Source organism: Mesorhizobium sp. B2-8-3, from assembly GCF_006440815.1.
Classification (GTDB): Bacteria; Pseudomonadota; Alphaproteobacteria; order Rhizobiales; family Rhizobiaceae; genus Mesorhizobium.
On record NZ_VFTW01000005.1, the window covers coordinates 18,335 to 44,292 of the forward strand.

At 63.8% G+C, this 25,958-nt stretch carries 25 protein-coding genes and 1 pseudogene; 8 read left to right on the forward strand and 18 right to left on the reverse strand.

Translation table 11 applies throughout. The annotated features are described in order from the left end of the window. Nucleotides 1–141: 141 nt before the first annotated feature. The 8 genes from FJ418_RS09980 to cpaB all read right to left on the reverse strand — a co-directional run bounded on the left by FJ418_RS09980 (nt 142) and on the right by cpaB (nt 8,147). The gene (locus FJ418_RS09980; protein WP_140542191.1) at nt 142–615 is read right to left on the reverse strand and encodes a hypothetical protein; all 474 of its coding nucleotides are present in this window, start codon (nt 613–615) and stop codon (nt 142–144) included. 285 nt (nt 616–900) lie between these two features. Then, on the reverse strand, nt 901–1,863 hold the full coding sequence (locus FJ418_RS09985) for a type II secretion system F family protein (RefSeq protein ID WP_140652345.1): 963 nt from the start codon (nt 1,861–1,863) through the stop codon (nt 901–903). Nucleotide 1,864: 1 nt separating this feature from the next. After that, nucleotides 1,865–2,830, reverse strand: coding sequence for a type II secretion system F family protein (locus FJ418_RS09990; RefSeq protein WP_140647825.1), 966 nt, complete (start codon nt 2,828–2,830; stop codon nt 1,865–1,867). 4 nt (nt 2,831–2,834) lie between these two features. Further along, nucleotides 2,835–4,256 (reverse strand): CpaF family protein, encoded by a 1,422-nt coding sequence (locus tag FJ418_RS09995; protein WP_140647826.1) that lies wholly within the window; start codon nt 4,254–4,256, stop codon nt 2,835–2,837. Next, nucleotides 4,253–5,467 (reverse strand): response regulator, encoded by a 1,215-nt coding sequence (locus FJ418_RS10000; RefSeq protein ID WP_140647827.1) that lies wholly within the window; start codon nt 5,465–5,467, stop codon nt 4,253–4,255. The genes FJ418_RS09995 and FJ418_RS10000 overlap by 4 nt, the downstream gene beginning before the upstream one ends. Before the next feature lie 13 nt (nt 5,468–5,480). Further along, on the reverse strand, nt 5,481–5,753 hold the full coding sequence (locus FJ418_RS10005; protein WP_140652347.1) for a hypothetical protein: 273 nt from the start codon (nt 5,751–5,753) through the stop codon (nt 5,481–5,483). A gap of 4 nt (nt 5,754–5,757) precedes the next feature. Continuing rightward, entirely contained in the window at nt 5,758–7,125 is a 1,368-nt protein-coding gene (locus FJ418_RS10010) for a type II and III secretion system protein family protein (RefSeq protein ID WP_246682997.1), read from the reverse strand. 101 nt (nt 7,126–7,226) lie between these two features. Further along, nucleotides 7,227–8,147, reverse strand: coding sequence for a Flp pilus assembly protein CpaB (cpaB, locus tag FJ418_RS10015; protein ID WP_140865174.1), 921 nt, complete (start codon nt 8,145–8,147; stop codon nt 7,227–7,229). 254 nt (nt 8,148–8,401) lie between these two features. Here cpaB and parE point away from each other — a divergent pair, with 254 nt between their 5' ends. The 3 genes from parE (at nt 8,402) to FJ418_RS10030 (ending at nt 13,099) form a co-directional block, all read left to right on the forward strand. Continuing rightward, nucleotides 8,402–10,456 (forward strand): DNA topoisomerase IV subunit B, encoded by a 2,055-nt coding sequence (gene parE, locus FJ418_RS10020; protein ID WP_140865176.1) that lies wholly within the window; start codon nt 8,402–8,404, stop codon nt 10,454–10,456. A 42-nt stretch (nt 10,457–10,498) separates the two neighbouring features. Continuing rightward, nucleotides 10,499–12,580, forward strand: a complete 2,082-nt coding sequence (locus FJ418_RS10025) for an FUSC family protein (RefSeq protein ID WP_140865178.1) — start codon at nt 10,499–10,501, stop codon at nt 12,578–12,580. Between the two features lie 81 nt (nt 12,581–12,661). After that, on the forward strand, nt 12,662–13,099 hold the full coding sequence (locus FJ418_RS10030; protein WP_140865180.1) for a VOC family protein: 438 nt from the start codon (nt 12,662–12,664) through the stop codon (nt 13,097–13,099). Between the two features lie 14 nt (nt 13,100–13,113). On the opposite strand, the gene FJ418_RS10035 is transcribed toward FJ418_RS10030, so the two are convergent. After that, entirely contained in the window at nt 13,114–14,235 is a 1,122-nt protein-coding gene (locus tag FJ418_RS10035) for a DUF2336 domain-containing protein (protein ID WP_140865182.1), read from the reverse strand. 152 nt (nt 14,236–14,387) lie between these two features. Here FJ418_RS10035 and FJ418_RS10040 point away from each other — a divergent pair, with 152 nt between their 5' ends. Continuing rightward, entirely contained in the window at nt 14,388–14,840 is a 453-nt protein-coding gene (locus FJ418_RS10040) for a MaoC family dehydratase (protein ID WP_140865184.1), read from the forward strand. Beyond that, nucleotides 14,840–15,721, forward strand: coding sequence for a CoA ester lyase (locus FJ418_RS10045; RefSeq protein WP_140865200.1), 882 nt, complete (start codon nt 14,840–14,842; stop codon nt 15,719–15,721). Before FJ418_RS10040 ends, FJ418_RS10045 begins: the two co-directional genes overlap by 1 nt. Nucleotides 15,722–15,825: 104 nt before the next feature. Here the strand turns inward: FJ418_RS10045 and FJ418_RS10050 are convergent, their stop codons facing one another. Further along, entirely contained in the window at nt 15,826–16,500 is a 675-nt protein-coding gene (locus tag FJ418_RS10050; RefSeq protein ID WP_140865202.1) for an isoprenylcysteine carboxylmethyltransferase family protein, read from the reverse strand. Between the two features lie 74 nt (nt 16,501–16,574). Beyond that, the gene (locus FJ418_RS10055; protein ID WP_140865204.1) at nt 16,575–17,159 is read right to left on the reverse strand and encodes a nitroreductase; all 585 of its coding nucleotides are present in this window, start codon (nt 17,157–17,159) and stop codon (nt 16,575–16,577) included. 285 nt (nt 17,160–17,444) lie between these two features. Here FJ418_RS10055 and FJ418_RS10060 point away from each other — a divergent pair, with 285 nt between their 5' ends. Beyond that, nucleotides 17,445–18,410 (forward strand): hypothetical protein, encoded by a 966-nt coding sequence (locus tag FJ418_RS10060; protein ID WP_140865206.1) that lies wholly within the window; start codon nt 17,445–17,447, stop codon nt 18,408–18,410. A 13-nt stretch (nt 18,411–18,423) separates the two neighbouring features. Here the strand turns inward: FJ418_RS10060 and FJ418_RS10065 are convergent. From FJ418_RS10065 to FJ418_RS31870, 6 genes and pseudogenes are all read right to left on the reverse strand, one after another. Next, nucleotides 18,424–18,609, reverse strand: a pseudogene (locus tag FJ418_RS10065) (outer membrane beta-barrel protein); the annotation flags it as partial. A 52-nt stretch (nt 18,610–18,661) separates the two neighbouring features. Further along, nucleotides 18,662–19,603 (reverse strand): GNAT family N-acetyltransferase, encoded by a 942-nt coding sequence (locus FJ418_RS10070; protein WP_140858880.1) that lies wholly within the window; start codon nt 19,601–19,603, stop codon nt 18,662–18,664. An 83-nt stretch (nt 19,604–19,686) separates the two neighbouring features. Next, the gene (gene thrS / locus FJ418_RS10075; protein ID WP_140865209.1) at nt 19,687–21,660 is read right to left on the reverse strand and encodes a threonine--tRNA ligase; all 1,974 of its coding nucleotides are present in this window, start codon (nt 21,658–21,660) and stop codon (nt 19,687–19,689) included. Nucleotides 21,661–21,810: 150 nt separating this feature from the next. Then, entirely contained in the window at nt 21,811–22,623 is an 813-nt protein-coding gene (blaOXA, locus tag FJ418_RS10080; protein WP_140865211.1) for a class D beta-lactamase, read from the reverse strand. Between the two features lie 404 nt (nt 22,624–23,027). Then, a complete protein-coding gene (gene yidD, locus FJ418_RS10085; RefSeq protein WP_140865213.1) occupies nt 23,028–23,402 on the reverse strand; it encodes a membrane protein insertion efficiency factor YidD in 375 nt (124 codons plus the stop codon). A gap of 61 nt (nt 23,403–23,463) precedes the next feature. Further along, entirely contained in the window at nt 23,464–23,622 is a 159-nt protein-coding gene (locus tag FJ418_RS31870; RefSeq protein ID WP_181166894.1) for a hypothetical protein, read from the reverse strand. A gap of 91 nt (nt 23,623–23,713) precedes the next feature. Between FJ418_RS31870 and FJ418_RS10090 the strand changes: the two genes are divergently transcribed. Beyond that, nucleotides 23,714–24,619: a LysR substrate-binding domain-containing protein gene (locus tag FJ418_RS10090; protein ID WP_140865214.1), complete on the forward strand. Its 906-nt coding sequence runs from the start codon at nt 23,714–23,716 to the stop codon at nt 24,617–24,619. A gap of 9 nt (nt 24,620–24,628) precedes the next feature. On the opposite strand, the gene FJ418_RS10095 is transcribed toward FJ418_RS10090, so the two are convergent. After that, on the reverse strand, nt 24,629–25,075 hold the full coding sequence (locus tag FJ418_RS10095) for an iron-sulfur cluster assembly scaffold protein (RefSeq protein WP_140707979.1): 447 nt from the start codon (nt 25,073–25,075) through the stop codon (nt 24,629–24,631). Nucleotides 25,076–25,311: 236 nt separating this feature from the next. Between FJ418_RS10095 and folE the strand changes: the two genes are divergently transcribed. Continuing rightward, the gene (folE, locus tag FJ418_RS10100) at nt 25,312–25,941 is read left to right on the forward strand and encodes a GTP cyclohydrolase I FolE (protein ID WP_140648134.1); all 630 of its coding nucleotides are present in this window, start codon (nt 25,312–25,314) and stop codon (nt 25,939–25,941) included. Nucleotides 25,942–25,958: the final 17 nt, after the last annotated feature.

The following is a 25,958-nucleotide window of genomic DNA, read 5'->3' on the forward strand; positions in this document are numbered from 1 at the left end:
CCCTCAATGTAGGCTGGCTGCGGCTGGCGCAAACCGTTTTCGGACGATGCCCAACGCTACCTCGACACAGGGTTTATAAAGCGTCGACATGTGAGGCGAAATCCCGTGAGGATACACGGGAAACGAGAACCCGCAGACGGATCAGCCCTTGTCGAGCAGCGCCAGATTGGCGTTGACCACCGTCTGATCGGCCATGCCGGCCTTGGCTTCGAGCAGCAGCGCGCGCGCCTTCTTCTTGTTGCCGCGCAGAAGCTGCGAATAACCCATATTGTTGACGATCTGCGGCTTGCGCCCGGCGACCTTCAACAGCTGCATATAGGCGCGATCGGCGAAGTCGAAGCGGCCAAGCTCGTCATAGGATGCGGCAAGCCCCATCCAGGCCTCGGCATTGTCGGATTTGAGTTCTACCGCCTTGCGGAAATGCTGTTCGGCAAGGCCGAAATTCGCCTCGCGGAACTGCGCCTTGCCTTCAACGAGGTCGTTGGCGCTGACATCCTTGGCCACCGGCTGGATCGCCGTGGTCTTGGTTGTGTCGACGTTGTTGTTCGTCGTGCAGCCGGTAATCATCAAGACGGCCGCCAACGCCGCCGCTGCCCTGGGAAGTCTCTGACGCATGCCCCTGCCCCATCGCCCGATTTGCCGGGTCGTTCTTCAGGAAAAACCATACAGAAGAGCGATTAAGCTTCGGTGCCGAAATGCAGCTAAATTTTGGTTGCCCGCAGAGGATGCGTTAACCACGGTTGCCCGGATTCAGGTCAGGCCGAGCCGAAAGCGACGGGTTCCGAGAACCGGCCTACGCCGGCCGTACCTTCATAGAGCGGAGACACTCACGAGCGCTTCGGCCGGCGAAGGCCGGAAGCGCAGGAGGCCGCTATTTGCAGGCCGGCCTCGCCTGAATCCTTAGTGCGCGGTCAGCTTCACGATGATCGGTATGATGGCGATCATCAGCACCACCGGCAGGATGCAGACCGTCACCGGGACCGACATCTTGGCCGGCAGGGCATGCGCCTTCTCCTCGGCCAGCGACATGCGTTTGTGCCGCATTTCGTCGGAAAAGACGCGCAGCGAGCCCGACAGGCTGGTGCCAAGTTCCTTGGATTGCTGCAGCAGCGTCGCGAAGGAGCGAACCTCGTCGAGGCTGAGGCGGTCGGCAAGCGCCTTCAGCGCGTCGTCGAGGCTGCGCCCGGCCCGCAACTCCAGCGACACCAGGATCAGGTTCTGGCTGAGCGACGGATAGGTCCTGGCAAGCTCCCTGGAGACCCGCTCGATGCCGGCCTCCATGCTCATGCCGGCATCGGAGCAGACGATCATCAAATCCATGAAATCGGGAAAGCCGTTGCGGTATTCGCGCATCTTTTCCCGAACCTTCTGCGTCAGCACCAGGCCAGGCAGGAAATAGCCGCCGGCAGCCGACAGGATGATGAAGGTCCAGCGGCTGGTCATGGTCGACTCGGCGCTGGCCGCCCAGTGGTTGACCAGGAATGCGCCGAACGCAGCGCCGACCAGCGCGGCGAAACGGATCAGGAAGAACATGCCGACCGCGCGCGGCTCCATGTAGCCGGCCTGGATAAGCTTCAGGCGCAGCCGCGCGACATTTTCCGGATCGCTCTTGGCATAGAACTCCTGCGCCCGTTTCACCGCCTTCTCGCGCACGGCGTTGGTGCTCTTCTTGGGCGCCGGCTCCGCCTGCTCGGCCGGCTGCAAAATCTCCACCTTCAGCCGGCGCTTGACGTCGCCGCGATCGCCCTTGGCGAGCACCAGCGGCCAGGCGACGGCGCCGCCGCCCAGCACAAGGAGCAGCACGGCGACCGGCATCGGCGAGGTCGGCGCGAGCGAAGCGAGGAAGCGGATGACGTCTTCCATCTCAGAACCTGAAATTCGACATCTTGAACATGATGGCGTTGCCGAGCAGCAGCCAGATCACGGAGCCGCTCAGCATGTACCAGGTCTTCGGCACGTCCCAGACATCCTGGTAGAACTGCGGCATCAGCACCATGATGGCGGTGAACAGAAGCACGGGGACCGCGGTCAGGATGTAAGCCGACATGCGCCCTTCCGTCGAAATGGCGCGCACCTTGCGGCGCAGCTTGCCGCGGTCGCGGATCGTCGCCGACAGGCCGTCGAGGATCTCGCGCAGATTGCCACCCGAACTGCTCTGGATCGACACCGCCGTGACGAACAGCGGCAGGTCCTCATGCCCCACCCGGTCGAAAAGGTTGTTCAGCGCCGAGACCAGGTCGGAGCCATAGGTCACCTCGTCGGCGACGACGCCGAACTCGGTGCCGATCGGATCGGCCATTTCGCGCGACACCATGGCAATCGCCACCGGCACCGGATGGCCGGCCTTCAGGCCGCGCGTGATCAGCTCCAGCGCCTCGGGCAGTTGCATGCCGAACCGCTTGTGCCGGCGCTTGCGCAGGAAGCGCATGGCCATTACCGGCAGCACCGGCAACAGCAAGACAAACAGGATGAGGCCGAACAGGAGCGGCAGGCCCTTCCAGATGCCGACAAGCGCCAGCGCCGCGGCCACGCCCGAGGTGATCGTCAGGAACTTCGGCAGCGGCGTGGTCATGCCGGACTGCGTGCGCAGGGCGCGGAAGCGGTCGAGGGAAAAAATGGAGCCGCCGCCGTCGATCCCGCGTTCCTTGCGCAGTTGGATCAGCACCTGCTCCTGGCTGATCTTGTTCTCTGCGAGCTTCATGCGGCGGTTGATGGCCGTGCGCTTGTCGCTGCGCCCGGCATAAAGCAAATAAAGGCCCTCGGCGATCATGATGCCGGTGAGCGCCGCCGCGGCGTAGACGACGTAGACCGGGCTGAATCCCTCGAACACCGGCCTAGTCCTGCGGCCGGCCGGGTTCGAAATACTTGCCCGGGAATTCGATGCCCATGTTGCGCAGGTCCTCGAGGAAGCGTGGCCGGATGCCGGTCGCTTCGAAGTGGCCGAGGATCTTTCCGTCCGCCTCCATGCCGGTGCGCACGAAGCGGAAGATCTCCTGCATCTGGATGACGTCGCCTTCCATGCCGGTCACTTCGGCGACGCTGGTCACCTTGCGCTTGCCGTCGGACAGGCGCGTCAGCTGGACGATGATGTCGATGGCGCTGGAGATCTGGCTGCGGATCGACTGCACAGTCATCGGCATGCCGGTCATGCCGAGCATCTGTTCCAGACGCGAGATGGCATCGCGCGGCGTGTTGGCATGGATGGTGGCCATCGAGCCTTCATGACCGGTGTTCATCGCCTGCAGCATGTCGAAGGCTTCCTCGCCGCGGCACTCGCCGAGGATCACGCGGTCGGGGCGCATGCGCAGCGCGTTCTTGACCAGGTCGCGCTGCTTCAATTCGCCGTGACCCTCGATATTGGCCGGGCGCGTTTCCATGCGCGCGACATGCGGCTGCTGCAGTTGCAACTCGGCCGCGTCCTCGATGGTGATCAAGCGCTCGTCTTCCGGAATGAAGGCCGACAAAGCATTGAGCATCGTCGTCTTGCCCGTGCCGGTGCCGCCGGAGATGATCGTGGTCTTGCGGGCATGCACCGCCGCCGCCAGCACCTCGGCCATGTTCTGGGTGATGGCGCCGAATTCGACCAGTTTGTGCAGGCCGAGCTTGTTCTTGGAGAATTTGCGGATCGACACCAGTGGCCCGTCGACGCCGACCGGGCGGATCGCCGCGTTGAAGCGCGAGCCGTCGAGCATGCGGGCGTCGACCATCGGCTGCGATTCATCGACGCGGCGGCCGACCGCCGCGACGATTTTATTAATGATTCGAAGGAGATGTGCCTCATCCTTGAACGGGATATTGACCTGCTGCAGCTTGCCGCGCTTTTCGACGAAGCAGTTCTGGTGGCCGTTGATCAGGATATCGTTGATCTCGGGGTCCTTGAGCAGCGGCTCCAGCGGGCCGAGGCCCACCATCTCGTCGACGATGTCGTCGACCAGGGCGTCGAGTTCGGCGTTGTTGATCGCCATCCGCTCATTGCGCGTCTTTTCCGAGACGAATTCATGCACCTGCCGGCGCATTTCATCCCGGGGCAGCCGCTCCAGCGCCACGAGGTTGATTTCCTCGAGCAGCATGCGATGGATACGCACACGCGCATCGAGCACCTTGTTGGCGCTCTTTGCAGGCGCTGCTTCCGGCTTCGGCGGCGCCGGCTTGCGGGTCGTCGGGATGATCACGGCATTGTGCGTGACCGGCGCGGATTCGGGTGCCCGCTGCGGACGAACGTCGCGGCTCTGCAGGTTGGAAAAGCGGCTGTTCATCCTGCCTTCCTCTTCAGCAAGCCCTTGCCCAGGCCGAACAGCGACTTCGACTTGGCCATCATCTGGACGGCCTCCTCCGGCAGGATGATCTTCTTCAGGTCGTTGACGACATTGGCGTTGGGGTCGATGGCGTGCAGCGGCACGCCGCGGTCGACCGCCTCGCGCACCAGCCGGTAATTGTTGGAGATGCCGCCAACGAAATGCTCGCCGAGAATCTCCTGGACGTCAGCCTGCTTGATGCCGCTGTCGAACATCTTCTGCTCGAAGCGGTTGACGATGACGTTGGGCTTCACTTCCTTGCCGGCGGTCTCATAGACGGCCTGGATGAGACGCTGCGTATGGCGCAGGCAGGGCACCGTCATCTCGGCGACGATATAGAGCTTGTTCGAGCCGAGCAGCACCGTCTCGGTCCAGGGGAACCATGTGCGCGGCATGTCGATGACGACATTGTCGAAATAGGCCGCCACGAGGTCGAGCATGCGCACCACGACATCGGTCTTGAACGAGCGCATGTCCGACGGGCGCGTGGGAGCGGCAAGCACGCACAGCCCGCTCGCATGCTTGGACAGCATCACGTCAAGCAATTGCCGGTCGAGGCGCTCCGGCTGGTTCTCGATTTCCGTGATGTCGAAGCGCGGTTCGAGATCGAGATATTCGGCGCAGGCGCCTTGCTGGAAATTGAGGTCGACGACGCATGTCGAGGCGCCGCGCGTCACCGAATGATGCAGTTGGAACGCCGTCTGCAAGGCGAGCGTGGTGGTGCCGACGCCGCCGGCGGCCGGCATGAACGTGTAGATGTGCGATTCGGTGTTCTCTTCCCGCCCCGGCCCTTGCAGCGCACGGATGACGGAACGCACGAGGTCGGCCGTGGTGATTGGCTTGACCAGGAAATCGGCGACCTTGAGCTGCACCAGGATACGCACCGCCGCCGCGTTGAATTCCTGGGTCACGACGATCACCGGAATGCTGCCCTCCAGCCGTCGCATGACGCGCTGCAGCGACTCGATTTCCTCGAGCTTGGCTGCATCCATGTCGACGATGACCGTGCCGAAGTCCGTCTCGAGGATCTCGCCGCGCAGCTCGTTGACACTCTTTTCCAGCGTCAAAAGCTCGATGACCTCGGAGGCCGCGAAAGCCGTCCGTGTGTCTTGCAAGAACGTCGTGTCCGTCGAAACGAGCAGGATCTTCTTGGTCTTGCTACCAGATGCCATCGTCGTCAGCCCATCAGTCCGATGTCGTTGATGATGTCGTCGGCGCCGACCCCGAGCCGGCCTTCGCACCGACGGCGGTGCTCTCGGAACCCGGACGCTGGGCCGGCACGAGAAGCCGGGTGTTCTGCACGCCGTACTTCCACGGATCGACCATCTGCATGGCGGTGTTGGACGCCTGTGCGTTGCCGACTCCGAGCGTCACCCCTTCGGTGCGGACATAGTCGTCGCTGGTGCAGCCGCCGGCGAAACCGGCCAGGAGCAGAGCGATGCAAACGGGGATGCGCATGGCCTTAGTCCTTTGGCAGATCGAGGAAGTGGCCGGACGTGGCGGCAGCTATCGAGCGGGCGGCGCTGCCGTCCGCCAGCGTCACCGGACGCTTCGACGCCGAGGCGTCCACTTCCTCGGTGTTGTTCAGGAAATAGTCGGCGGGACTTGCCGGCTGGGTGCCGTCGGTCGGCTCGACCATCTTTTTCGAGGGATCGACCGGCTTGACCAGGTAAGGCGTGACGATGATGACCAGGTCGGTCTCACGCCGCTGATAGGATTTCGACGAAAACAGCGGACCGAGCACCGGCAGCTTGCCGATCCCCGGCACCCGCGATGTCGTGATGTCGTTCTGCGACTGCAGGAGGCCGGCGATCATGAAGCTCTGGCCGTTCTTGAGGTCGACCGATGTCCTGGCGCGGCGCACGATGAAGGCCGGAATGGAAATGCCGCTGCTGACCTGGATGGAAGCGGACGGGTCGATCGAGGACACTTCCGGCGCGATGTCGAGGCTTACCAGCCCGTCCTTCAGCACCGTCGGCGTGAAATCCAGGCCGACGCCGTACTTCTTGTAGGTGACGCTGATCTTGCCATTGTCTTCGGAAACCGGGATCGGGAACTCGCCGCCGGCAAGGAAGCTCGCCGTCTGGCCCGAACGCGCAATCAGGTTCGGCTCCGCCAGCCGCCGCGCCAGGCCGCGTTCCTCCAGCGCCTTGATGGCGATGTCGATCGAAACGCCGTTCGACAGCAGGCTGCCGATGATCTCGCCTGTTCCGGCAGCCGTCAGGTTTCCTCCATCCGGGCTCAGCACGACTTTGCGGTTGCCGATGCCATAGGCGAAATTGGCGGCGTATTTGGCGCCGAGATCCTGACCGGCCTGGCGATTGATCTCGACGAAGCGGACGTTGAGCTGCACCTGCTGCGAGGACGAGATGTTGACCGAGTTGATGATTTCCTCGTTGCCGGAAAAGCGCGACGCGATCTTGCTGGCCTTGTCGGCGGCGACCGCATCGTCGGCCTCGCCCGACAGCACGACGCGGCCGTTCGCCGAACCGACCTTGATCTTGGCGTCGGGAACGCTGGCGCGGATGGTGCTGGCCAGTTGGTCTGTATCCAGCGTCACCTCGATATCGATGGTGCCGACAAGCTGCTTGTTCTGGTCGAACAGGGCGATACCGGTGGTGCCCAGATTGTTGCCGAGCACGTAGAAGGACTTGTCGGTCAGCGGATTGACGTTGGCGATCTCCGGATCGCCGATGACGATCTGGTAGAAGGCGGCGCTTGTCATGATCGTCTTCGGCTTGCCCTTGGCCACCTTGATCGAGGCGTTCTTGTTCGCCGATACATAGACGACGTCATTGCCAGCCCTTGCCGGCGCGGCGACGCCAAGCATTGCCGCCGCCAGCGCTATCGCGCCGAGAAGACGCCATCCCCCGGTCGTCCGAAATGCATCAAACCCGAACATCTTGCCCCGTCCCCGCCGGTCCCCACCGGCTATTGCTGCAGTTCCTGCGGCGGTTCCCGTGAAGGAACCTTGTATTCCTCGACCTTGTCGCCACGCGTCACGATCACCGTCTTTAGTTTCGGCTCGCCCTGGTCCTTCGTCATCGCATTGACGAGCGAGGCGGCGCTCGCCTGCGCGTTTGCGGCAACCGAGCCGCCGAAGGACGAGATGGTCGTAAGCCCGCCATTGCTGGCGGTTGCGTCGGCGGCCGACCGCAGCGACAACGACAGCGTGCCGACGGTGCGGGCAAGCGCCACTTTCTGCGCCCCTTCGTTGGTGACTTCGAGGGTCACGGAATTGGCGATTTGCGGCTCGGTCTTGCGCTCGTCGGCGCCCTGTCCGACCGAAAGCACCTTGGCATCGGAGACGACGATCTCGGACGTGACGGTCGACCCGGCGGCGCCCTGCGCATTCTTGGACACTTCCTGGATATCGCCAGCGTCGCGCGTCAGCACGACGTCCACGCGATCTCCCGGCGTGATGAAGCCGCCGACACCGGCGATCTCATCGGTGCGGATGGTGACGGCGCGCATTCCCGGCGACAGCATGTTGGAAAGGGTGGCGCGGCCATTCGGCCCCGAAAGCTTGGTGAGCAGCACCGGTTCGTTGACCTCGATCGGCGACAGCACGACCCGGCTGCCGTCCGCAAGCAGCTTGTCGATCGTCGGGAAAGCACCTTGCGGCAGGGAATCCTGCGGCCACGGAATCTCGGCGAGCTGCGGCCGTCCGAGCTCCATGCCGTAGCGTAGCGGCGCGCTTGCGACCACGATGGTCTTGAACTCGACCTTGGGCTGCTGCGGCGTCATGACGGAGACGACCTTGACCTCGGGCTGGGCCTTCGCCTGGCTCTTGACCCAGAAATCCGCCGCAAAGATCGAGATCGCGCCGAACACGGCGGCGATGCCGATCATGGTAATGGCCCTGCCCCTCACAACGAAACCCCTGACGCCCGTGGTCTTTTGTTGGTTGGGCCTCACGCTAGGCGTTAATGTTAAAGAATCGGGAATACCGGGGCACGCCGACCGCCCTATTTCGGCCGGCTTGGTTATCGAATGGTTTTAGAATAAGAGACAGTTTGATCCCTGAACGGAACAGGAACTCGTTCGCCCGCCAAAAGCGTGGCAGTATCGAGACGTGATTCGCTTTACCGGACGCTAGGCCCAGCATGGACGACAGCAACGACCTCTTCGGCAAGATGGAAAAGCCGGCACAGCCGGTGCGCGCGCCGTCGCGCCCGGCCGATCCGCTCATGCAGGCCGCGAAGCGTTCGGCCCCCGCCCGCGACGGCAGCGAGGGCTACAGCGCCGCCGACATCGAGGTGCTGGAAGGGCTGGAACCGGTGCGCCGCCGTCCGGGCATGTATATCGGCGGCACCGACGACAAGGCGATGCATCACCTGTTCGCCGAGGTCATCGACAATTCGATGGACGAAGCGGTGGCCGGCCACGCCACCTTCATCGACGTCGAGCTTTCCGCCGACGGCTTCCTGACCGTCACCGACAACGGCCGCGGCATCCCGGTGGATCCGCATCCGAAATTCAAGAAGCCGGCGCTCGAAGTCATCATGACCACGCTGCATTCGGGCGGCAAGTTCGACTCCAAGGTCTACGAGACCTCCGGCGGCCTGCATGGCGTCGGCGTTTCGGTCGTCAACGCGTTGTCCGACCATCTCGAGGTCGAGGTCGCGCGGGGACGTCAGCTCTACCGCCAGCGTTTTTCGCGCGGCGTCCCGGTCAGCGGTCTTGAGCATCTTGGCGAGGTCCACAACCGCCGCGGCACCAGGACCCGCTTCCATCCCGACGAGCAGATTTTCGGCAAGGGCGCCGCCTTCGAACCGGCGCGGCTTTACCGCATGACGCGCTCGAAGGCCTATCTGTTCGGCGGCGTCGAGATCCGCTGGACCTGCGATCCGTCGCTGATCAAGGAAAAGGACCAGACGCCGGCCAAGGCCGAGTTCCATTTCCCCGGCGGCCTGAAGGACTATCTCAAGGCGACGCTCGGCGACGAATTCCAGGTCACGCGCGAGGTCTTCGCCGGCAAGAGCGACAAGCAGGGCGGCCATGCTTCGCTCGAATGGGCGGTGACCTGGTTCGGCGGCGACGGTTTCCTCAACTCCTATTGCAACACCATTCCGACCCCCGAAGGCGGCACGCATGAGGCCGGATTCCGCAACGTGCTGACGCGCGGACTGCGCGCTTACGCCGACCTCATCGGCAACAAGCGCGCCTCGATCATCACCACCGACGACGTGATGATCTCGGCCGCCGGCATGCTGTCGGTGTTCATCCGCGAGCCTGAATTCGTCGGCCAGACCAAGGACAGGCTGGCGACGATCGAGGCGATGCGCATCGTCGAGAACGCCCTTCGCGACCCGTTCGACCACTGGCTGGCCGACAATCCGCAGGAAGCCTCGAAGCTTCTGGAGTGGGTCATCGCGCGCGCCGACGAACGCGTGCGGCGCCGCCAGGAAAAGGAAGTCTCGCGCAAGAGCGCGGTGCGCAAGCTGCGCCTTCCGGGCAAGCTCGCCGACTGCACGCAGAACGCCGCCGCCGGCGCCGAGATCTTCATCGTCGAGGGCGACTCGGCCGGCGGCTCGGCCAAGCAGGCGCGCGACCGCGCCAGCCAGGCGGTGCTGCCGCTGCGCGGCAAGATCCTCAACGTCGCCTCCGCCGGCAACGACAAGCTCGCCGCCAACCAGCAGATTTCCGACCTGATCCAGGCGCTCGGCTGCGGCACGCGCTCGAAATACCGCGACGAGGAGCTGCGCTACGACCGCGTGATCATCATGACCGACGCCGACGTCGACGGCGCGCACATCGCTTCGCTGTTGATCACCTTCTTCTATCAGGAGATGCCGAACCTGATCCGCGGCGGCCATCTCTATATGGCCGTGCCGCCGCTCTATTCGATCCGGCAGGGCGGCAAGGTCGGCTACGCTCGCGACGACGCGCACAAGGACGAACTGCTGCGCACCGAATTCACCGGCCGCGGCAAGGTCGAGATCGGCCGCTTCAAGGGCCTCGGCGAGATGATGGCCGCGCAGCTCAAGGAGACCACGATGGATCCGAGGAAGCGCACGCTTCTAAGGGTCGACGTGATCGACGCCGAGCAGGCCACCAAGGATGCCGTCGACGCGCTGATGGGCACCAAGCCCGAGGCGCGTTTCCGCTTCATCCAGGAGCGCGCCGAATTCGCAGAGGCGGACGTGCTGGATATCTGATCGCCTGCCGGTCCATAACAGTCTCCGGCACGGAGAACCGATGTGACCTGGACGCGGTTGAAAGAGCTTGTCGAGACGCCCTTAAGCGGTTTGACGCAGCCGACCCGTTCGGATTGGATTTTTGCCCTGCGCACGGTTTCGGCCGGACTGATCGCGCTGCTTGTCGCCTACGCGCTGAAGCTCGACCATCCGCAATGGGCGATGATGACGGTGTTCATCGTCGCGCAGCCGGTCGCCGGCATGGTGCTGGCAAAGGGCTTCTACCGGCTGCTCGGCACGCTGGCCGGCGGCCTGGCGGCCGTCGGCATCACATCGCTGTTCGGCGCCAATCCCTGGCTGTTGGTGAGCGTTCTGGCGCTCTGGATCGGCGTCTGCACGCTGGTCTCGTCGCTATTGCGCAACCCGGAAGCCTATGGCGCCGCGCTTGCCGGCTATACCGCGATGATCATCAGCCTGCCGGCCCTCGGACAGCCGCATATCGTCGTCGACCTGGCCGTCGCCCGCTGCGCGGAGATCGCGCTCGGCATCGTCTGCGCCGGCGTCACCAGCCGGCTGATCCTGCCGAAGCTCGCGGCCAACGCCATCATTTCCAGGTTGAAGCGCAGCATCCTCGACCTCGCCGAATATGCCGGCGGCGCCTTTTCCGACGGCGATCCGGCAAGCCTCTCCGCACTCCAGCGCAAGCTGATCACCGATGCCCAGACGCTTGCCGAGATGCGCACCTATGCGCGGCTGGAGGCGCCGAGTTTCGCCACCCGCGCCCACCCGGTGCGGCGCACGATCGGTCAGCTTCTGTGGGCGCTTTCGGCGGCACGCGCACTGCACAGCCACCGCAGGCCGAAGAACGCGGCGCTCATTCCCATGCGCAGCGAATTGAAGGCCTTCGTCGGCGAACTTGCGGCGACACCCGGCGCACTCGACGACACCGGCCCCTGGGTGGCGCGGCTCGATGCGATCGCAAGCAAGGCCAGGGAGATGCCCGACCTGCCCAACGATGATGGCTCCAACGATACCGCCGAAGACAAGGTCGGCACCATCACCCGCCTGACCATTGCCGGCGATTTCGCCGAGGCGCTGAAGCAGGTGATGCGCGGCCTTGACGCGCTTCGCTCACCCGTCTCGCGGAAATCGAGCGAGCGAGGCCAGCCGGCGCTGGTCGTCCACCGCGACTACCAGGCCGCGTGGCGCAACGCCGTGCGCGCCGCGCTCGCGACGTTGCTCGTGGCGATCTTCTGGCTGACGACCAAATGGTCGGAAGCCGCCGGCACCGTCATCCTTGTCGCCGTCGTCTCCAGCCTGTTCGCGGCGCGCCCGGATCCGGTGCAGTCCGCCTGGGGTTTCTTCACCGGAACGCTGATCGCGCTGCCTTTTGCCTTTCTGGTCGGCCAGGTCGCGCTGCCGGCGCTGCCGGGCTTCGGCTGGTTCACGCTCTTCGTGGTGCCGATCCTGGTGCCCGCGGCGCTCGGCATGGCAAATCCCCGCCATGTCGGCGTCGCCACCGCCTTCGCCATCAACTTCCTCGCCTTCCTCAGCCCGCATCAGCAGATGATCTACGATCCCGGGCCGTTCTTCGCCGGCTCGGCGTCGATCCTGGTCGGCATCCTGATTGCCATCGGCGTCTTCATCGTCGTGCTGCCCGCCGACCCCTGGGTCACCGTGGAGCGTATCTCGCAGGCGATGCGCGAGGATCTGGCGCGGCTTTGCCTGCATGAGCGCATACCCCGGCGCTCGGCCTTCGAAAGCCTCGCCTATGACCGGATCAACCAGTTGATGCCGCAGGTGCAGCAGACGGGCCGCAAGGGCGATCCCATTCTTGGCGGAAGCATTTCGGCCGTCACCGTCGGGCTGGAAGTGCTGCGGCTGCGCCACGCGCAACTGAACTCGGCCGTCCCGCACGAAACGGTCGAGTCCATCGGCAATTTCCTGCGCGGCTTGGCGCGCGAATTGCTGTTTAGACGGCCGGGCGAGCCGCAGACCGCGACCGTCGCGGTGGCGAGGCAATATGCGGCCAGCATCGCCCAACGCAGCGATCGGCTCGAAATGCTGCAGATCGCCGCCTCGCTGCGCATCATCGCCGCGGCGATGGAAGATTATCCGGATTTCTTTGCGAAGGGCCGCGCCTGAACAATTCGGAGCCGCGTTTCAGGTCAGACCGGTTCGGGAATGGTTCTTGTTAGGCTGGTCGAGACATCCTAGGTTGGACACATGGCGCTCAAACGGATGGACAACATAGGAATCGTCGTCGAGGACCTCGACGAGACGATTGAATTCTTCCGCGAGCTCGGTCTTGAACTCGAAGGGCGAGCCACGATCGAAGGAGAATGGGCCGGACGTGTCACCGGGCTCGGCGATCAGCACGTCGAGATTGCGATGATGCGTACGCCGGACGGTCATAGCCGGCTCGAGCTGTCCCGCTTCATCACACCGCCTGTCGTCGCGGATCACCGCAACGCTCCGGTGAACGCCCTGGGCTATCTCCGCGTCATGTTCGCCGTGGACGACGTCGACGAGACGCTTGAGAGACTCCGCAAGCGCGGCGCCGAGCTCGTCGGCGAAGTGGTCCAGTATAGGGACGCGTATCGGCTCTGCTACATCCGCGGGCCTGAAGGGCTTCTCATCGGCCTCGCCCAAGAACTCGGCTGAGACTTGAATATGCCCTAGGCAGCGGCGATGGCCAGCGCGTGCCCGCGCGCGTTTTCCCGCAAGGCATCGAGGTGGATAGACTTCACCAGCCCGGCAAGATCGCCCTCGGCGGATTGGCCGCCGAGCTCCTTCAACATCAGCCAGCTCACTTCCTGTACGCCGGCGACACGCCGGCCGTTGGCGACCTCGCGCCAGATCTTGAGCGCGCGCAGGATGATGGCATGCGTGGCCGGCGCAAGTCCGGCGCTGCGGAACAGCGCCTGCAGGGCCACGTCGTGCCCGTCGGCGAGAAGTGCCGTCACCCGCTGCTCGGACTGTTGGGCCAAAGCCACCAGCGTCGAGCCGAAGAAGTCCACCTTGCCATGCGCGATGGTGCGGATGATGAAGCTTGCCGTAAGGTCGCCGCGCAGCCTCAGATGCTCGATCAGCGCGGCATGTTCTTCCAGGCGTGTTCCCTCGATCAGCGTCACCGAGGCCTTCACGCAGGCGTCGCGCATCACGCGATCGGCGCGCGCCGCACCCATCATCGCCAGCACCAGGGGTGAACCTTTCAGGGTCTCGCCGAGCTTGACCAGCAGCATGTGCCGGCAATCGGCGGGCAGGCGTCGATCGGCAATCAGCGCCTCGCGCACCAGCGGCAGGTGGCCGTGCCGCTCGGCCATGCGGCGGAAGCTCAGCGAAGCAATCTCGGCGCCGCTGTTGCCGACCAGCGCGGCGCAGGCCTCCGGCTCGCCGATCTCGGCGATCGCCGCCGCCAGCGACATCGAGACGACCGGACGGTTGGCGATCAGCTTCTGCGTCGCCTTCTGGCCGCAGGCGACGCGGTCGATCAGATCGGCATCGGTAAGCAGCGGCGAACGCGCCAGAACCAGCGCCGCGACTTCCGGCTGGTCGGCGGCCAACGCGCTGATCACCTGCGGCGGCGCGTGATGGCTCATCGACAGCGCCTCGGCGAGCGCCTGGCGAACCTTGGAGGAAGCGTCGTCCAGAAGCAGCGTGAGCGCCGCCTCGGCGGCGCAGCGATCCTCGAACGGCAGATCGGAATTGATATAGGCACGCGCCAGCGCGCTCGCGGCGGCGGCACGCTCGGAAACCCTTGCCGTATCAATCCATTTTAGAAAGTGCGAAACAACCATGCCGACCAGCTACGCCCTCGCCGGGATGTTCCCGGCCCCGTTGTCAACGGTAGGCTGGAAATGGTTTACGAACGGTTCACCATGTTTCTTAACCGGCTTGATGGAGGCGAGGCCAACGCCTATCAAGCAGGTGCATTGGAGGAGATCGAACCATGGCCGGGCTTTATCTGGAAGAGTTTGTCATCGGCCACGTTTTCCATCACACGCTGCGCAAGACAGTGACCGAGAGCGACAACATGCTGTTTTCGGTGATGACGCTGAACCCGCAGCCCCTGCACATCGATTTCGACTTCGCCGCAAAGACCGAATGGGGCAAGCCGCTAGTGAATTCGCTGTTCACGCTCGGCCTGATGATCGGTATTTCGGTGAACGACATCACGGTCGGCACCACTGTCGCCAATCTCGGCATGAAGGAAACGGTGTTCCCGCATCCCGTCTTTCACGGCGACACCATCCGGGTCGAGACGACGGTCGTCTCCGTGCGCGAGTCCAAGTCGAAACCCGACCGCGGCATCGTCGAGTTCGAGCACCGCGCCTACAATCAAAATGCCGTTCTCGTCGCCAAATGCACAAGGCAGGCGATGATGCTGAAGAAGGCGGCCTGATGCGCTCGCTGCTTTTCGTACCCGGCGACTCCGAGCGGAAGCTGGAAAGAGGTTTTGAAGCCGGTGCCGACGTGGTCATCGTCGATCTCGAGGATTCCGTCGCCGCCGCGAACAAGGGGGCGGCACGCACAACCGCGGCCGGGTTCATTTCGAGCCAAAGGCACCGGACAGGTTCCGCCATCTATGTGCGGGTCAACGACCTGTCGACCGGCCTCACCGACGCCGATCTCGCGGTACTCGTCCCTGCTAAGCCCGACGGCATCATGCTGCCCAAGTCGAACAGCGGGCGGGACGTCCAGCAGCTGGCGGCGAAGCTCCGGGTGCACGAGGCCGAAAACGGGCTGCCGGACGGCGCTATAGGAATCCTGCCGATCATCACCGAGACCGCGGCGGGCGTGCTGGCGGCGGCCAGCTATGCCGGAACGAGCGCGCGGCTCGCTGGCCTGACCTGGGGCGCCGAGGACTTGTCGGCCGCGATCGGCGCGCGCTCGACCCGCGACGAGGGCGGCCGCTACACCGACCTGTTTCGCCTGGCGCGCACCATGACCATTCTGGCGGCCGGCGCGGCCGAAGTCGCCGCTGTCGACACCGTCTTTCCTGATTTCCGCGACATGCCCGCCTTCGAGAAGGAATGCCGCGAGGCCGAGCGCGACGGCTTCACCGGCAAGATGGCGATCCATCCGGCGCAGGTGCCGGTCGTCAACGCCGCCTTCACGCCGTCCGCCGAAGCGGTCGGGCGGTCGCAGGCGATCGTCGACGCCTTCGCGGCGGCGGGAAACCCGGGCGTCGTCGGCATCGACGGCAAGATGTACGACCGGCCGCATCTGCGGCTGGCCGAACGGCTGCTGGCTCGCGCTAGAGCAATTCCAGGAAAAGTGTGAGCGGTTTTCTGTCCGGAATTGCGTAAAAACAAGGAGATAGAGCATTTCACCGTTTCACGGAAACGGTGAAATGCTCCAGGGCGGCAGGCAGCTCCGCCTGACCGCTACCAGACCATCGGGATCAGTTTGTAGCGAACGCGCGCGGCGTAATCGTCATAGCCCCGCAGGCCGGTCCGCAAGGTCTTTTCCTCGATGAAGGTGCGGATGGCGAGCAGGACGATGAAGGCGGGGACCGATGCCAACCCCCACCAGGAACCAAGCAGCAGCGCCGTGCCGGCAAAATAGAGTATGGCGCCGGCATACATGGGGTGGCGGACATAGCCGTATGGACCGGTGGTGATCACCTTCTGCCCGCGCTCGTCCTGGATCTTCACGACAGGCGCCGCAAAGCTGTTTTCCAGCATCGTGAGATAGCAGATCCAGATGCCGACGAGCAGGACCAGCACGCCGACCACCTGCACCCATACGGGAGTTGCCGACCAGCGGAAGCGGAAGTCGAGCCCCATCAGGACCAGCCAGGCGAAAATGCCGATAAGCAATATGCTCAGCACGATCTTGTCGGCCGCGGTCTGGGTCTTCTGGATCGGCGGGCGGAGGCGCTCGTTCATCAGGCCTGGATCGCGCCGGGCGAGCGCCACGCCCATGGTCAGGCTCAGTGCGACCATCACGACTATGTACACCCAGGCTCCGGTCCAGTGCAGCGTGCCGGCCGACACGAACATCAGCGCGCCCATGATGCCGAACCATACGAATGTCTGGAAAACCAATCTCGAGACCATGACCAAACCTTCCGTGACGTCCCCCGCCACTATTGGCCGCCCGCCGAGCCGTTCTGCGAAAATCCCAAAAGATCCTAACCGGCCCAGGGACCGGCGTAATCGGCATAGAGCTTCGCCGGATCGGGCCGTGGCCGCTCCGGCGCAGGCCCCTGATACGACCCGATATGGACGAAGCCGACGACGCGCTCCTGCGGCGACAGCCCGAGGATCGCCCTGCCCTCGGCCACATCGGAATACCAGTTGCTGATCATGTTGGTGCCATAGCCTAGCGCGTTGGCCGCGATCATCAGGTTCATGGCCGCCATGCCGCCCGACAGGAACATCTCCCATTGCGGGATCTTCGGGTTCTCCTTCGGCACCGACACGACGCCGATCACCAGCGGCGCGCGCGAGAAGCGCGCCAGCTCCTGATTGCGCCGGCCTTCCGGCAATGGCCCCTCGCGCTGCTCGGCAAGCGCCGCCAGCTTCCGGCCGATCTCGACCCGCGCCTCGCCGCGATAGAGGATGAAACGCCAGGGCTCGAGCCTGCCATGGTCGGGCACGCGCGAGGCCGCCGCGATCATCGTCGCGATCTCGGCATCGCTCGGCGCCGGCTCCTTGAGGTCGGGGATCGGCGCGGAATTGCGGGTGAGCAGGAAGTCGATGATCGGCGACGCCATGGGCGCAAGTCTCCTAAGCATTCAATAGCATTCAATTTTGAGCTGAAGCACGCCATCGGGAGGTCGGGCGGCTCGGGCGGTGGCGTTTTGCGCCGGATAAGAAGCTGCCGCGCCGGGGGCGACGCGCTTCTAGAGCATGATGCCGAAAAGTGTGAAGCGGTTTTCGGACGACATCATGCTCTACTTCTTTGACTTAGAGCCGGATTCAGATTTCAGGTCAATTCGACCTGAAATCATCCGGCTCTAGGCCTTGAAATTGCCACCGCCTTGGGCTTCAACGCAAGCATGTTTGAGGGGTACCTGCGCCTTTTCGTGATCGCACTGGTCGCTGCGTTGTTCGCGGTGCCGGTTTCCTTCGCGCTCGCCCAGAACGCCAATGATGTCGGCGACATCAAACTTCCAGGCATTTCGAGCTATGCGACGCCAAAGGCCGGGGCGCCGCTGGGGCTCGGCAATGGCGGCGCCATCACCCTGTCGGCGCAGTTGACCGACAAGGGCGCCGACATCACTCGCGGCATCGTGTGGCGGGTCTTCAAGCCGGAACCCGCCAGCGACGGCAAGCTGCCGATGGTGGCGTCCGCGCATGGCGGCACGGCCGTGTTCCAGCTCGACCCCGGCAGCTATCTCGTCCATGCCTCCTACGGACGCGCCGGCGCCACCAAGCGCATCACCGTCGGCAAGGAGGCCCGGCGCGAAAGCCTTGTGCTCGATGCCGGCGGCCTGAAGCTCGACGCGGTGACATCGGGCGGCGCGCCGATCCCGTCGAAGAAACTGCGCTTTTCGATCTATGAAGGCGCGGCCGCGGCCAATGGCGACCGCGCGCTGATCGCCCCCGACGTCGCGCCGAACACCGTGGTGCGGCTGAATGCCGGCACCTACCATGTCGTCTCCACCTATGGCGCGGTCAACGCCGTGATCCGCTCCGATATCCGCGTCGAGGCCGGCAAGCTGACGGAGGCGACCGTCGAGCACCGCGCCGCCGAGATGACGATGAAGCTGGTGCGCGAACCCGGCGGTGAAGCCATCGCCGACACGTCCTGGTCGCTGCTCAACGAAAGCGGCGATCCGATCAAGGAAGCGGTCGGCGCCTTCGCATCGATGGTGCTGGCCGAAGGCCAGTACACCATCATCGCCAAGAACCGCGACCGCATCTACCAGAAGGACTTCACGGTCGTTGCCGGCCAGAACCAGGAAATCGAGGTGGTGGCCAATGAGCAGTCCGCCATCGATCCGGAGGAAGGCGCGGACTGACCGGGTCCGGCTCTCAGTTGAAGTGGTAGTTCAGGCCCATGCGAACGGTCTGCTCGTGGAACTTGGCCGACACTTTGAAATCCACCGGAGCAGTCGCAGGAGCTGTAAAAGACCGACGCCCGAGATCAACATAGAGGTACTCGGCTTTGACGCTCCAGTTGGGCGCCAGCATCGTCTCGACGCCCGCTCCCAACGCCCAGCTAAAATAAGGCTATCAAGGGTGACTATGCCGCCAAGACGAAGCTTGTCCGTCAGGCGGCCTTGCGCATCCGCTTCGGCAGGAACGGCACACGTCCGCGTTGCGCAGCCGGAATCGCCAGGTCGAAGACCGCGCGGTAGAGTCGGTCGAGTAGCGCCTTGCGCTCGCGCAGCGGTTCGAGGTCGTTCCATCTCAGCACGTCGCCTACCCGCACCTCGATTGTCCTGCCTGACAGGCGGGCGAATTCGCGGATGAGCAGGGAAAGACGCAGCGTCAACGATGCCTTGCCGATGAACTTGGCCACGCGGTTGTCGCGCTCGGCCATGTTCATCGGACCGCTGACGAGGTGGAACAGACGCCCGTTCTGGCCGGAAAAGTGCATCGGGATGACCGAGGCCTTGGCCTCCTGAACCAACTTGGCCGGAAACATCTTCCATGGCAGATCGATGGCGCGGCCGAAGACCTTGGGCGCCGTGGCGACACCGCCAGCGGGGAAGATCACGATGGTTACACCGTCCTTCAACAGCCTCACGGCCTCATGGCGCACCGCCATATTGTTCTTCAGCGCTTCCTTTGTCTCGGAAAAATCGATCGGCAGCGAATAGGGCTCCATCTCGCGGATCCTGAGCAGGTCCTTATGGATCATGACCCGGAACGGACGGCCCAACTGCTCGACAAGCGAAAGCACGGCAATGCCGTCGCCGATGCCGAAGGGGTGGTTGGCGACGATGACCAGCGGCGTATCGGGCAGCGCCGCCGGCGGCCATTGCACGGCGTTGCGGACCTTGACGTCGATCAGCTCCAGCATGCGGGTGAACACGCGGTCGCCGGTGGGAACCACCTGGCGGCGCCAGAAGTCGTAGAGCACGGCAAAGCGGTCGCGACCCGATAGGCCCTCGACGGAATGGATGAACCAGCGCGTCAGCACCGGTTGATGCGGGTTGGCGTAGGAGAGCTCGGGAAAACGTCTTTCCCGCAGTTTCAACTTGAGCATGGCGGCTCGTTACAAGGCTGGCGTGACAGGCATATGAAAATGGCGGTGGAGACGCCACCGCCATTCTAGGAAGTGCTGGTAGATCAGGCTGCGCGACGCTTGCGGTCGGGCGAGACCGCCTCGTTGGAAAGCTGCTTCACCGCTTCGTCGAGCTTCAGCGATTCCTGGTCGCGGGAGCCCAGCCGGCGGACATTGACGGTTTCCTCTTCCGCCTCGCGCTTGCCGCAGACGAGGATGACAGGGACCTTGGCCAGGGAATGCTCGCGCACCTTGTAGTTGATCTTCTCGTTGCGCAGGTCGGTCTCGGCCAACAGCCCCGCCGCCTTCAGCCGCTCGACGACCTTGATGGCGTATTGGTCCGCATCCGAGGTGATCGTCGCCACCACCACCTGCAGCGGCGCGAACCACAGCGGGAAATGGCCGGAATAGTTCTCGATCAGGATGCCGAGGAACCGCTCCATCGAGCCGCAGACCGCGCGATGCACCATCACCGGCTGCTTCTTCTCCGAGTCCGAGCCGATATAGAAGGCGCCGAAGCGCTCCGGCAGGTTGAAGTCGACCTGCGTGGTGCCGCATTGCCATTCACGGCCGATGGCGTCCTTCAGCACATATTCGAACTTCGGCCCGTAGAACGCGCCCTCGCCCGGATTGATCGAGGTCTTGATGCGGTTGCCGGAGCGCGCGCGGATCGTCTCCAGCACGTTGCTCATGATCGCCTCGGCGTGGTCCCAGGCCTCGTCGGTGCCGACGCGCTTGTCCGGCCGGGTCGACAGCTTCACGCTGACCTCGTCGAAGCCGAAATCGGCATAGGTCGACAGGATCAGGTCGTTGATGCGCAGGCATTCGGCCGCGAGCTGCTCCTCGGTGCAGAAGATATGCGCGTCGTCCTGGGTGAAGCCGCGTACGCGCATCAGCCCGTGCAGCGCGCCCGACGGCTCGTAGCGATGCACGTTGCCGAACTCCGCAAGCTTGACGGGCAGTTCGCGGTAAGACTTCAATCCATGCTTGAAGATCTGCACGTGACCGGGACAGTTCATCGGCTTCAGCGCGAAGACGCGGTCGTCGTCGGTGTCGTCGCCGGCGACAGTCACCTTGAACATCGCATCGCGGTACCAGCCCCAGTGGCCCGACGTCTCCCACAGGCTCTTGTCCAACACCTGCGGCGCGTTGACCTCCTGATAGCCGTGCTCGTCGAGGCGGCGGCGCATGTAGTTGATCAGGTTCTGCACCATCTTCCAGCCCTTGGCGTGCCAGAAGACGACGCCCGGCCCCTCTTCCTGGAAATGGAACAGGTCCATCTCGCGGCCGAGCTTGCGATGATCGCGCTTCTCCGCCTCTTCCAGCAGCGTCTGGTAGGCCTCGAGCTGCGCCTGGTCGGCAAAGGCTGTGCCGTAGATGCGCGTCAGCATCGGATTGTTCGAGTCACCGCGCCAATAGGCGCCCGCCACCTTCATCAGCTTGAAGGCATTGCCGATCTGCCCGGTCGAGGCCATGTGCGGACCGCGGCACAAGTCGAACCAGTCGCCCTGGGCGTAGATCTTGAGGTCCTGGTCTTCCGGAATGGCGTCGATCAGCTCGAGCTTGTAGCGCTCGCCCTTGTCGGCGAAGACCTTCTTCGCCTTCTCGCGCGACCACACTTGCTTGGTGAACGGCTTGTTGCGCGCGATGATCTCGCGCATCTTCTTCTCGATCACCGGGAAATCGTCCGGCGTGAACGGCTCGTTGCGCGCGAAGTCGTAATAGAACCCGTTCTCGATCACCGGCCCGATCGTCACCTGCGTTCCCGGCCACAGCTCCTGCACGGCCTCTGCCAGCACATGCGCCGTGTCGTGGCGGATGAGTTCCAGAGCGCGCGGATCCTCGCGGGTGATGATCTCGACCTTGCCGGATGTGCCGAGCGGATCGGATAGATCGCGAACGGTGCCGTCGAGGCTATAGGCGACAGCCTTCTTGGCCAGCGACCTGGAGATCGATTCGGCAAGACCCGCGCCGGTCAGCGCCGCATCGTACTCGCGGACGGAACCATCGGGAAATGTCAGGGAAACGGAATTCGGCATCAGGGTTCTCCTATCCAGTCCCGCAAACGAGCGCGGGTGGTAAAATGCATGCCGCAGGATGCGTTGCCGCAAGCAGAGGGTTAGCCGGAGGCGTCCGGCAGCGGCAGTCTTTTATGAGGAGTTTCCGCCGCCGTAAAGCCGCAAGCCGTTCTATTTGATAAGGCCGGGCAAATCCTTCAGGAACGCCGCCCGCGTCGCGAGGCCTTTCGGCTTATCGGTCCGTTTGGCATCGACGACCAGCCGGGCAAAGACGATGCGGCGGCCACTCTTCTCGGCCCAGCCGACGAACCAGCCGAGCGAGCGCTTGCCGTCCTGGCCGAGCCTTGTGCTGCCGGTCTTGCCTTGCACGGTCCAATCCCCTGCCGCGAAGGTCGGAAGGATCGCCCTGGTCATCTCATGCGCCTTCGCCGACACCGGCATCTTGCCGGCGAGCAGCTGGCGCAGGAAAGCCGTCTGTTCGACCGGCGATATCTCGAGCGAGGAATTTATCCAGGATTGCGTCAGCCCATTGTTTTTGCCCGCATCGCCCGAGACATCCTTGTTGCCATAGCCGAATTTCGACACGTAGAAGGAGAACTTCTCGGCGCCGAGACGCCGCGTGATCTCGCGCGAGTACCAGACGATGGAATCGCGCTCCCAGATCGTCGGATCGACGGTCTTTTGGTCACGCTTCGCCGCCTTGAATTCCGGCTTGTAATCCCAGCTCGGCGTATGCCGATCGCTCAGGATGCCGGAATCGTAACCGATCAGCGCGAGCGGCACCTTGAACGTCGAGGCCGGGCTGACGCGCTGGTCGCAGACGCCGTCCTGGTAAAGCGTTTCGCCGCTCCGTGAATCCTGGATCAGCGTGCAGCGGATATCGTCGAGCGGCGCCGATTGCGCCCGCACCGGCAAACCCAGCATCCAGGCCAGAAGGAAAAGGACGATGGCGAAAATGAAAGGATAGCGGTCCATCTGGCGCATGGCGAAGTCACTCCGGAATGAGATTGCGGGAGCGGCTTAGCGAGGCGACTTGTCTCGATTTTGTCTCAAATTCGCAGTGTTCGTGCAGCTTCGCGTTAACCCTACCGGACGGTAAACAAAGCTTAGACGATGACAGGCCTGCGAACTGTCTTGCCCGGCTGCGGGTCGGCCTTCAAAGCGCCCTTTGGCTCACCGGTAGAGCCGGCCGGATTTTCATTCACGGCTTTCGGCATATCGCGTGGCTGCGGCATCAGCCCGAGGAATTCAGGCCGCAGCCCATCGCCCCGCTTGGCGGCATGAGCGTGAATGGCCAGGAACAACGACATCATGGGGAAACCTCGCATCTTGGAGGGCTCCAGTGTCGCTTCGGCCAGCGGGTGCCGCCACCCGTTTCGGGACAAGCCTCAGCTGTTGGCTTCGCCGCGTTTCTTGCTGATCCGCCAGTAGCGCCAGGGCATGAACCAGACATAGCGCTGGGCAAGCGTCTCCGGCACGCGGTCGATGCCGTGCGTTCCGAACGGACCGCAGCGCAGGACCCGGAACAGGCCCATCCAGCCACCGGCCCAAAGGCCATGGCGAGCTATCGCCTCATGCGCATATTCGGAGCAGGTCGGCAGGTGCCGGCAGCTGTTGCCGACGAAGCCCGAGAGCGTCAGTTGATAGAGGCGCACGAGCGACGTGCCCAGGATGCGCCCAGGCGTCTTGCGCCATGGCCCCGGCCAGTTGCGCCCGCTCTGCACCGGCCGGACGCCATGGGTATGCCCGGAATGGTCGCCCATTTCTCCGCAGCCTGTTTCACTGCGCGATAGATGTGGGCTCCGGCGCTGAAACGCAATGCCCTCATGGCCTGGAGCGCCGGGCGGGATGGCTGCCGGTCCATGGGCAATGGTGAGAGGGAAGATCGCGACAGTTATGGTGGCCGCCGCGCACGACTTCGCCGTGCCATTGGAAGGTCGCTATCCGTATCACATCACTGAAAATGGCCAGGAACTCGTTCATGGCAGGTCTCCTTTGAAACGGATTAGACCGCTGCTGGTCTTCCTGCTCAAACGAGTATAATTTCCGCTTTGAATAACTTGAGGTTATGCGAATGAAGCGAGGACGGCTGCCGCTGACGGCGCTCAGGAGTTTTGAGACGGCCGGCCGGCATTTGAGCTTCAGCCGGGCGGCCGAGGAGCTTTATGTCTCGCAGGCCGCGATCAGCCGTCAGATCCGCGAGCTCGAGACCTTCCTTGGAAGACCGCTGTTTCTGCGCCTCCATCGCCGCGTCGAACTGACCGATGCGGGACAAAGGCTGCTCGACCGATTGGTCAGAAGCTTCGACGACATCGACCGGGTGCTTTCGGAGCTTACGGCCTCACCGGCGCAAGCCGTCGTCCGTGTAAGCGTCGAACCGTCGCTTGCCGCCGTATGGCTGGTGCCGCGGCTCAATCGCTTCCGCCAATTACGGCCCGATATCGATGTGTCCCTCGAAGTCGATCCACGGCCGATCGAGTTCCGCAGCGATCAGCCCGAACTCGCCTTGCGTTTCAGCGCGCACGCTACGTCATGGCCGCGCAGCGAAGCCGAACGCCTTGTCTCGACCGTCGATTCACCGGTTCTGTCGCCGGGGTTGTTGGCATCCGGCCCTCCCTTGGAGAAGCCGATCGACCTTCGCCATTACACGCTGCTGCATGAGGAAAACCGGCAGGGTTGGGCGCGCTGGTTGCAGGCAGCCGGCGTGCCCGCCGATGCGGTACCCGCGCGTGGCCCGATGCTGGCCGACATCTCGCTTTCGAAACAGGCTGCGCTGCTCGGCCATGGCGTGGCGCTTGGCGATCTCCTCCAGGTCGGGGAAGAACTCGCGTCAGGCACTTTGATCAAGCCGTTCGGTATCGATGTCGCTTCCGGCGCCTACTGGCTGGTGGCCAGGAACCTGCGGAATCTGCCGGAGCCCGCCAAGGCTTTTGCCGACTGGATCCGAAACGAGTTCGCTGTGAACCGAAGAACTGCCTAAGTCCTATCCTTAGGCCGCCTGTCCGGCGCGCTTCTTCTCGATCTGGCCGATCGCATCGACCACCGCGTCGAAGGTCAGCATGGTCGAGGCATGGCGCGCCTTGTAGTCGCGCACCGGCTCCAGATATTTGAGGTCGGCGAAACGGCCATCGGGCGGTGCGCCGTTCTCCTTGAGCATCTTCAGCATGGTTTCGCGCACGGCGCGCAATTCGTCGGCGCGGGCGCCGACCACATGCTGGGCCATGATAGACGACGAGGCCTGGCCGAGCGCGCAGGCCTTCACGTCATGGGCGAAATCGGTCACTACATCGCCGTCCATCTTGAGGTCGACGGTGACGGTCGAGCCGCACAATTTGGAATGCGCCCTGGCTGTCGCGTCGGCATCGTCGAGCCGGCCGATCCGCCCTATGTTCCCGGCGAAACCGAGAATTTTCGCATTGTAGACGTCGTCGATCATATTTTTCCAATCCGTCGCCGCCCAGCGAACAGGCTTTGCCGCTCTCGCGTCTTCCTTTCGCGCCGCCAGAACCATATATAATAATCGCAGTCGGGCATCGACAAGGCGACGACAAGCCGCTGTCCTTGCCCATATGTTCACGCCGCTTGCGGGATGGAAATGGGCGATTTTCACCCAAAAGGTCGTGGTCCGTTCAACTCGTCCCACCTTTGAGTGGGACTACGGGAGACGCCTTTATGGATGCCGTCATCAAGAAAATCATGCCCCCGTCCGAATATCTGGACAAGCCTGTCACCGATCGTCCGAGCGAGGCTGAGGTCGAAGCCGCCGTGCGTACGCTTTTGCGTTGGACCGGCGACAATCCGGACCGCGAAGGCCTGATCGACACGCCCAAGCGTGTCACCAAAGCCTTCCGCGAAATGTTCAACGGCTATGACATGTGCCCGGCCGACGAGCTTGGCCGCACCTTCGAGGAAGTCGCGGGCTATGACGATCTCGTCATTGTCAGGGACATAAAGTTCCATTCGCATTGCGAGCACCACATGGTGCCGATCATCGGCAAGGCGCATGTCGGCTATCTGCCGGACGGCAAGGTCGTCGGCCTGTCGAAGATCGCGCGTGTCGTCGACATCTTCGCGCATCGCCTGCAGACCCAGGAGGCGATGACGGCGCAGATCGCCGGCGTCATCCAGGACGTTCTCAACCCGCGCGGCGTCGCCGTCATGCTCGAGGCCGAGCATATGTGCATGGCCATGCGCGGCATCCGCAAGCAGGGCTCGACCACGCTGACCTCGACCTTCACCGGCGTCTTCAAGGACACGCCCGAGGAGCAGGTCCGCTTCGTCACCATGGTGCGCGCCGGCTGATTTGCCGGCCCTCGCCG

Coding starts and splice junctions, on each gene's coding strand:
- FJ418_RS09980 (WP_140542191.1), bottom strand. CDS start 615: ATGCGTCAGAGACTTCCCAGGGCAGCGGCGGCGTTGGCGGCCGTCTTG.
- FJ418_RS09985 (WP_140652345.1), bottom strand. CDS start 1,863: ATGGAAGACGTCATCCGCTTCCTCGCTTCGCTCGCGCCGACCTCGCCG.
- FJ418_RS09995 (WP_140647826.1), bottom strand. CDS start 4,256: ATGAACAGCCGCTTTTCCAACCTGCAGAGCCGCGACGTTCGTCCGCAG.
- FJ418_RS10000 (WP_140647827.1), bottom strand. CDS start 5,467: ATGGCATCTGGTAGCAAGACCAAGAAGATCCTGCTCGTTTCGACGGAC.
- FJ418_RS10005 (WP_140652347.1), bottom strand. CDS start 5,753: ATGCGCATCCCCGTTTGCATCGCTCTGCTCCTGGCCGGTTTCGCCGGC.
- FJ418_RS10010 (WP_246682997.1), bottom strand. CDS start 7,125: ATGCTTGGCGTCGCCGCGCCGGCAAGGGCTGGCAATGACGTCGTCTAT.
- cpaB (WP_140865174.1), bottom strand. CDS start 8,147: ATGATCGGCATCGCCGCCGTGTTCGGCGCGATCTCGATCTTTGCGGCG.
- parE (WP_140865176.1), top strand. CDS start 8,402: ATGGACGACAGCAACGACCTCTTCGGCAAGATGGAAAAGCCGGCACAG.
- FJ418_RS10030 (WP_140865180.1), top strand. CDS start 12,662: ATGGCGCTCAAACGGATGGACAACATAGGAATCGTCGTCGAGGACCTC.
- FJ418_RS10035 (WP_140865182.1), bottom strand. CDS start 14,235: ATGGTTGTTTCGCACTTTCTAAAATGGATTGATACGGCAAGGGTTTCC.
- FJ418_RS10040 (WP_140865184.1), top strand. CDS start 14,388: ATGGCCGGGCTTTATCTGGAAGAGTTTGTCATCGGCCACGTTTTCCAT.
- FJ418_RS10045 (WP_140865200.1), top strand. CDS start 14,840: ATGCGCTCGCTGCTTTTCGTACCCGGCGACTCCGAGCGGAAGCTGGAA.
- FJ418_RS10050 (WP_140865202.1), bottom strand. CDS start 16,500: ATGGTCTCGAGATTGGTTTTCCAGACATTCGTATGGTTCGGCATCATG.
- FJ418_RS10055 (WP_140865204.1), bottom strand. CDS start 17,159: ATGGCGTCGCCGATCATCGACTTCCTGCTCACCCGCAATTCCGCGCCG.
- FJ418_RS10060 (WP_140865206.1), top strand. CDS start 17,445: ATGTTTGAGGGGTACCTGCGCCTTTTCGTGATCGCACTGGTCGCTGCG.
- FJ418_RS10070 (WP_140858880.1), bottom strand. CDS start 19,603: ATGCTCAAGTTGAAACTGCGGGAAAGACGTTTTCCCGAGCTCTCCTAC.
- thrS (WP_140865209.1), bottom strand. CDS start 21,660: ATGCCGAATTCCGTTTCCCTGACATTTCCCGATGGTTCCGTCCGCGAG.
- blaOXA (WP_140865211.1), bottom strand. CDS start 22,623: ATGCGCCAGATGGACCGCTATCCTTTCATTTTCGCCATCGTCCTTTTC.
- yidD (WP_140865213.1), bottom strand. CDS start 23,402: ATGGGCGACCATTCCGGGCATACCCATGGCGTCCGGCCGGTGCAGAGC.
- FJ418_RS31870 (WP_181166894.1), bottom strand. CDS start 23,622: ATGAACGAGTTCCTGGCCATTTTCAGTGATGTGATACGGATAGCGACC.
- FJ418_RS10090 (WP_140865214.1), top strand. CDS start 23,714: ATGAAGCGAGGACGGCTGCCGCTGACGGCGCTCAGGAGTTTTGAGACG.
- FJ418_RS10095 (WP_140707979.1), bottom strand. CDS start 25,075: ATGATCGACGACGTCTACAATGCGAAAATTCTCGGTTTCGCCGGGAAC.
- folE (WP_140648134.1), top strand. CDS start 25,312: ATGGATGCCGTCATCAAGAAAATCATGCCCCCGTCCGAATATCTGGAC.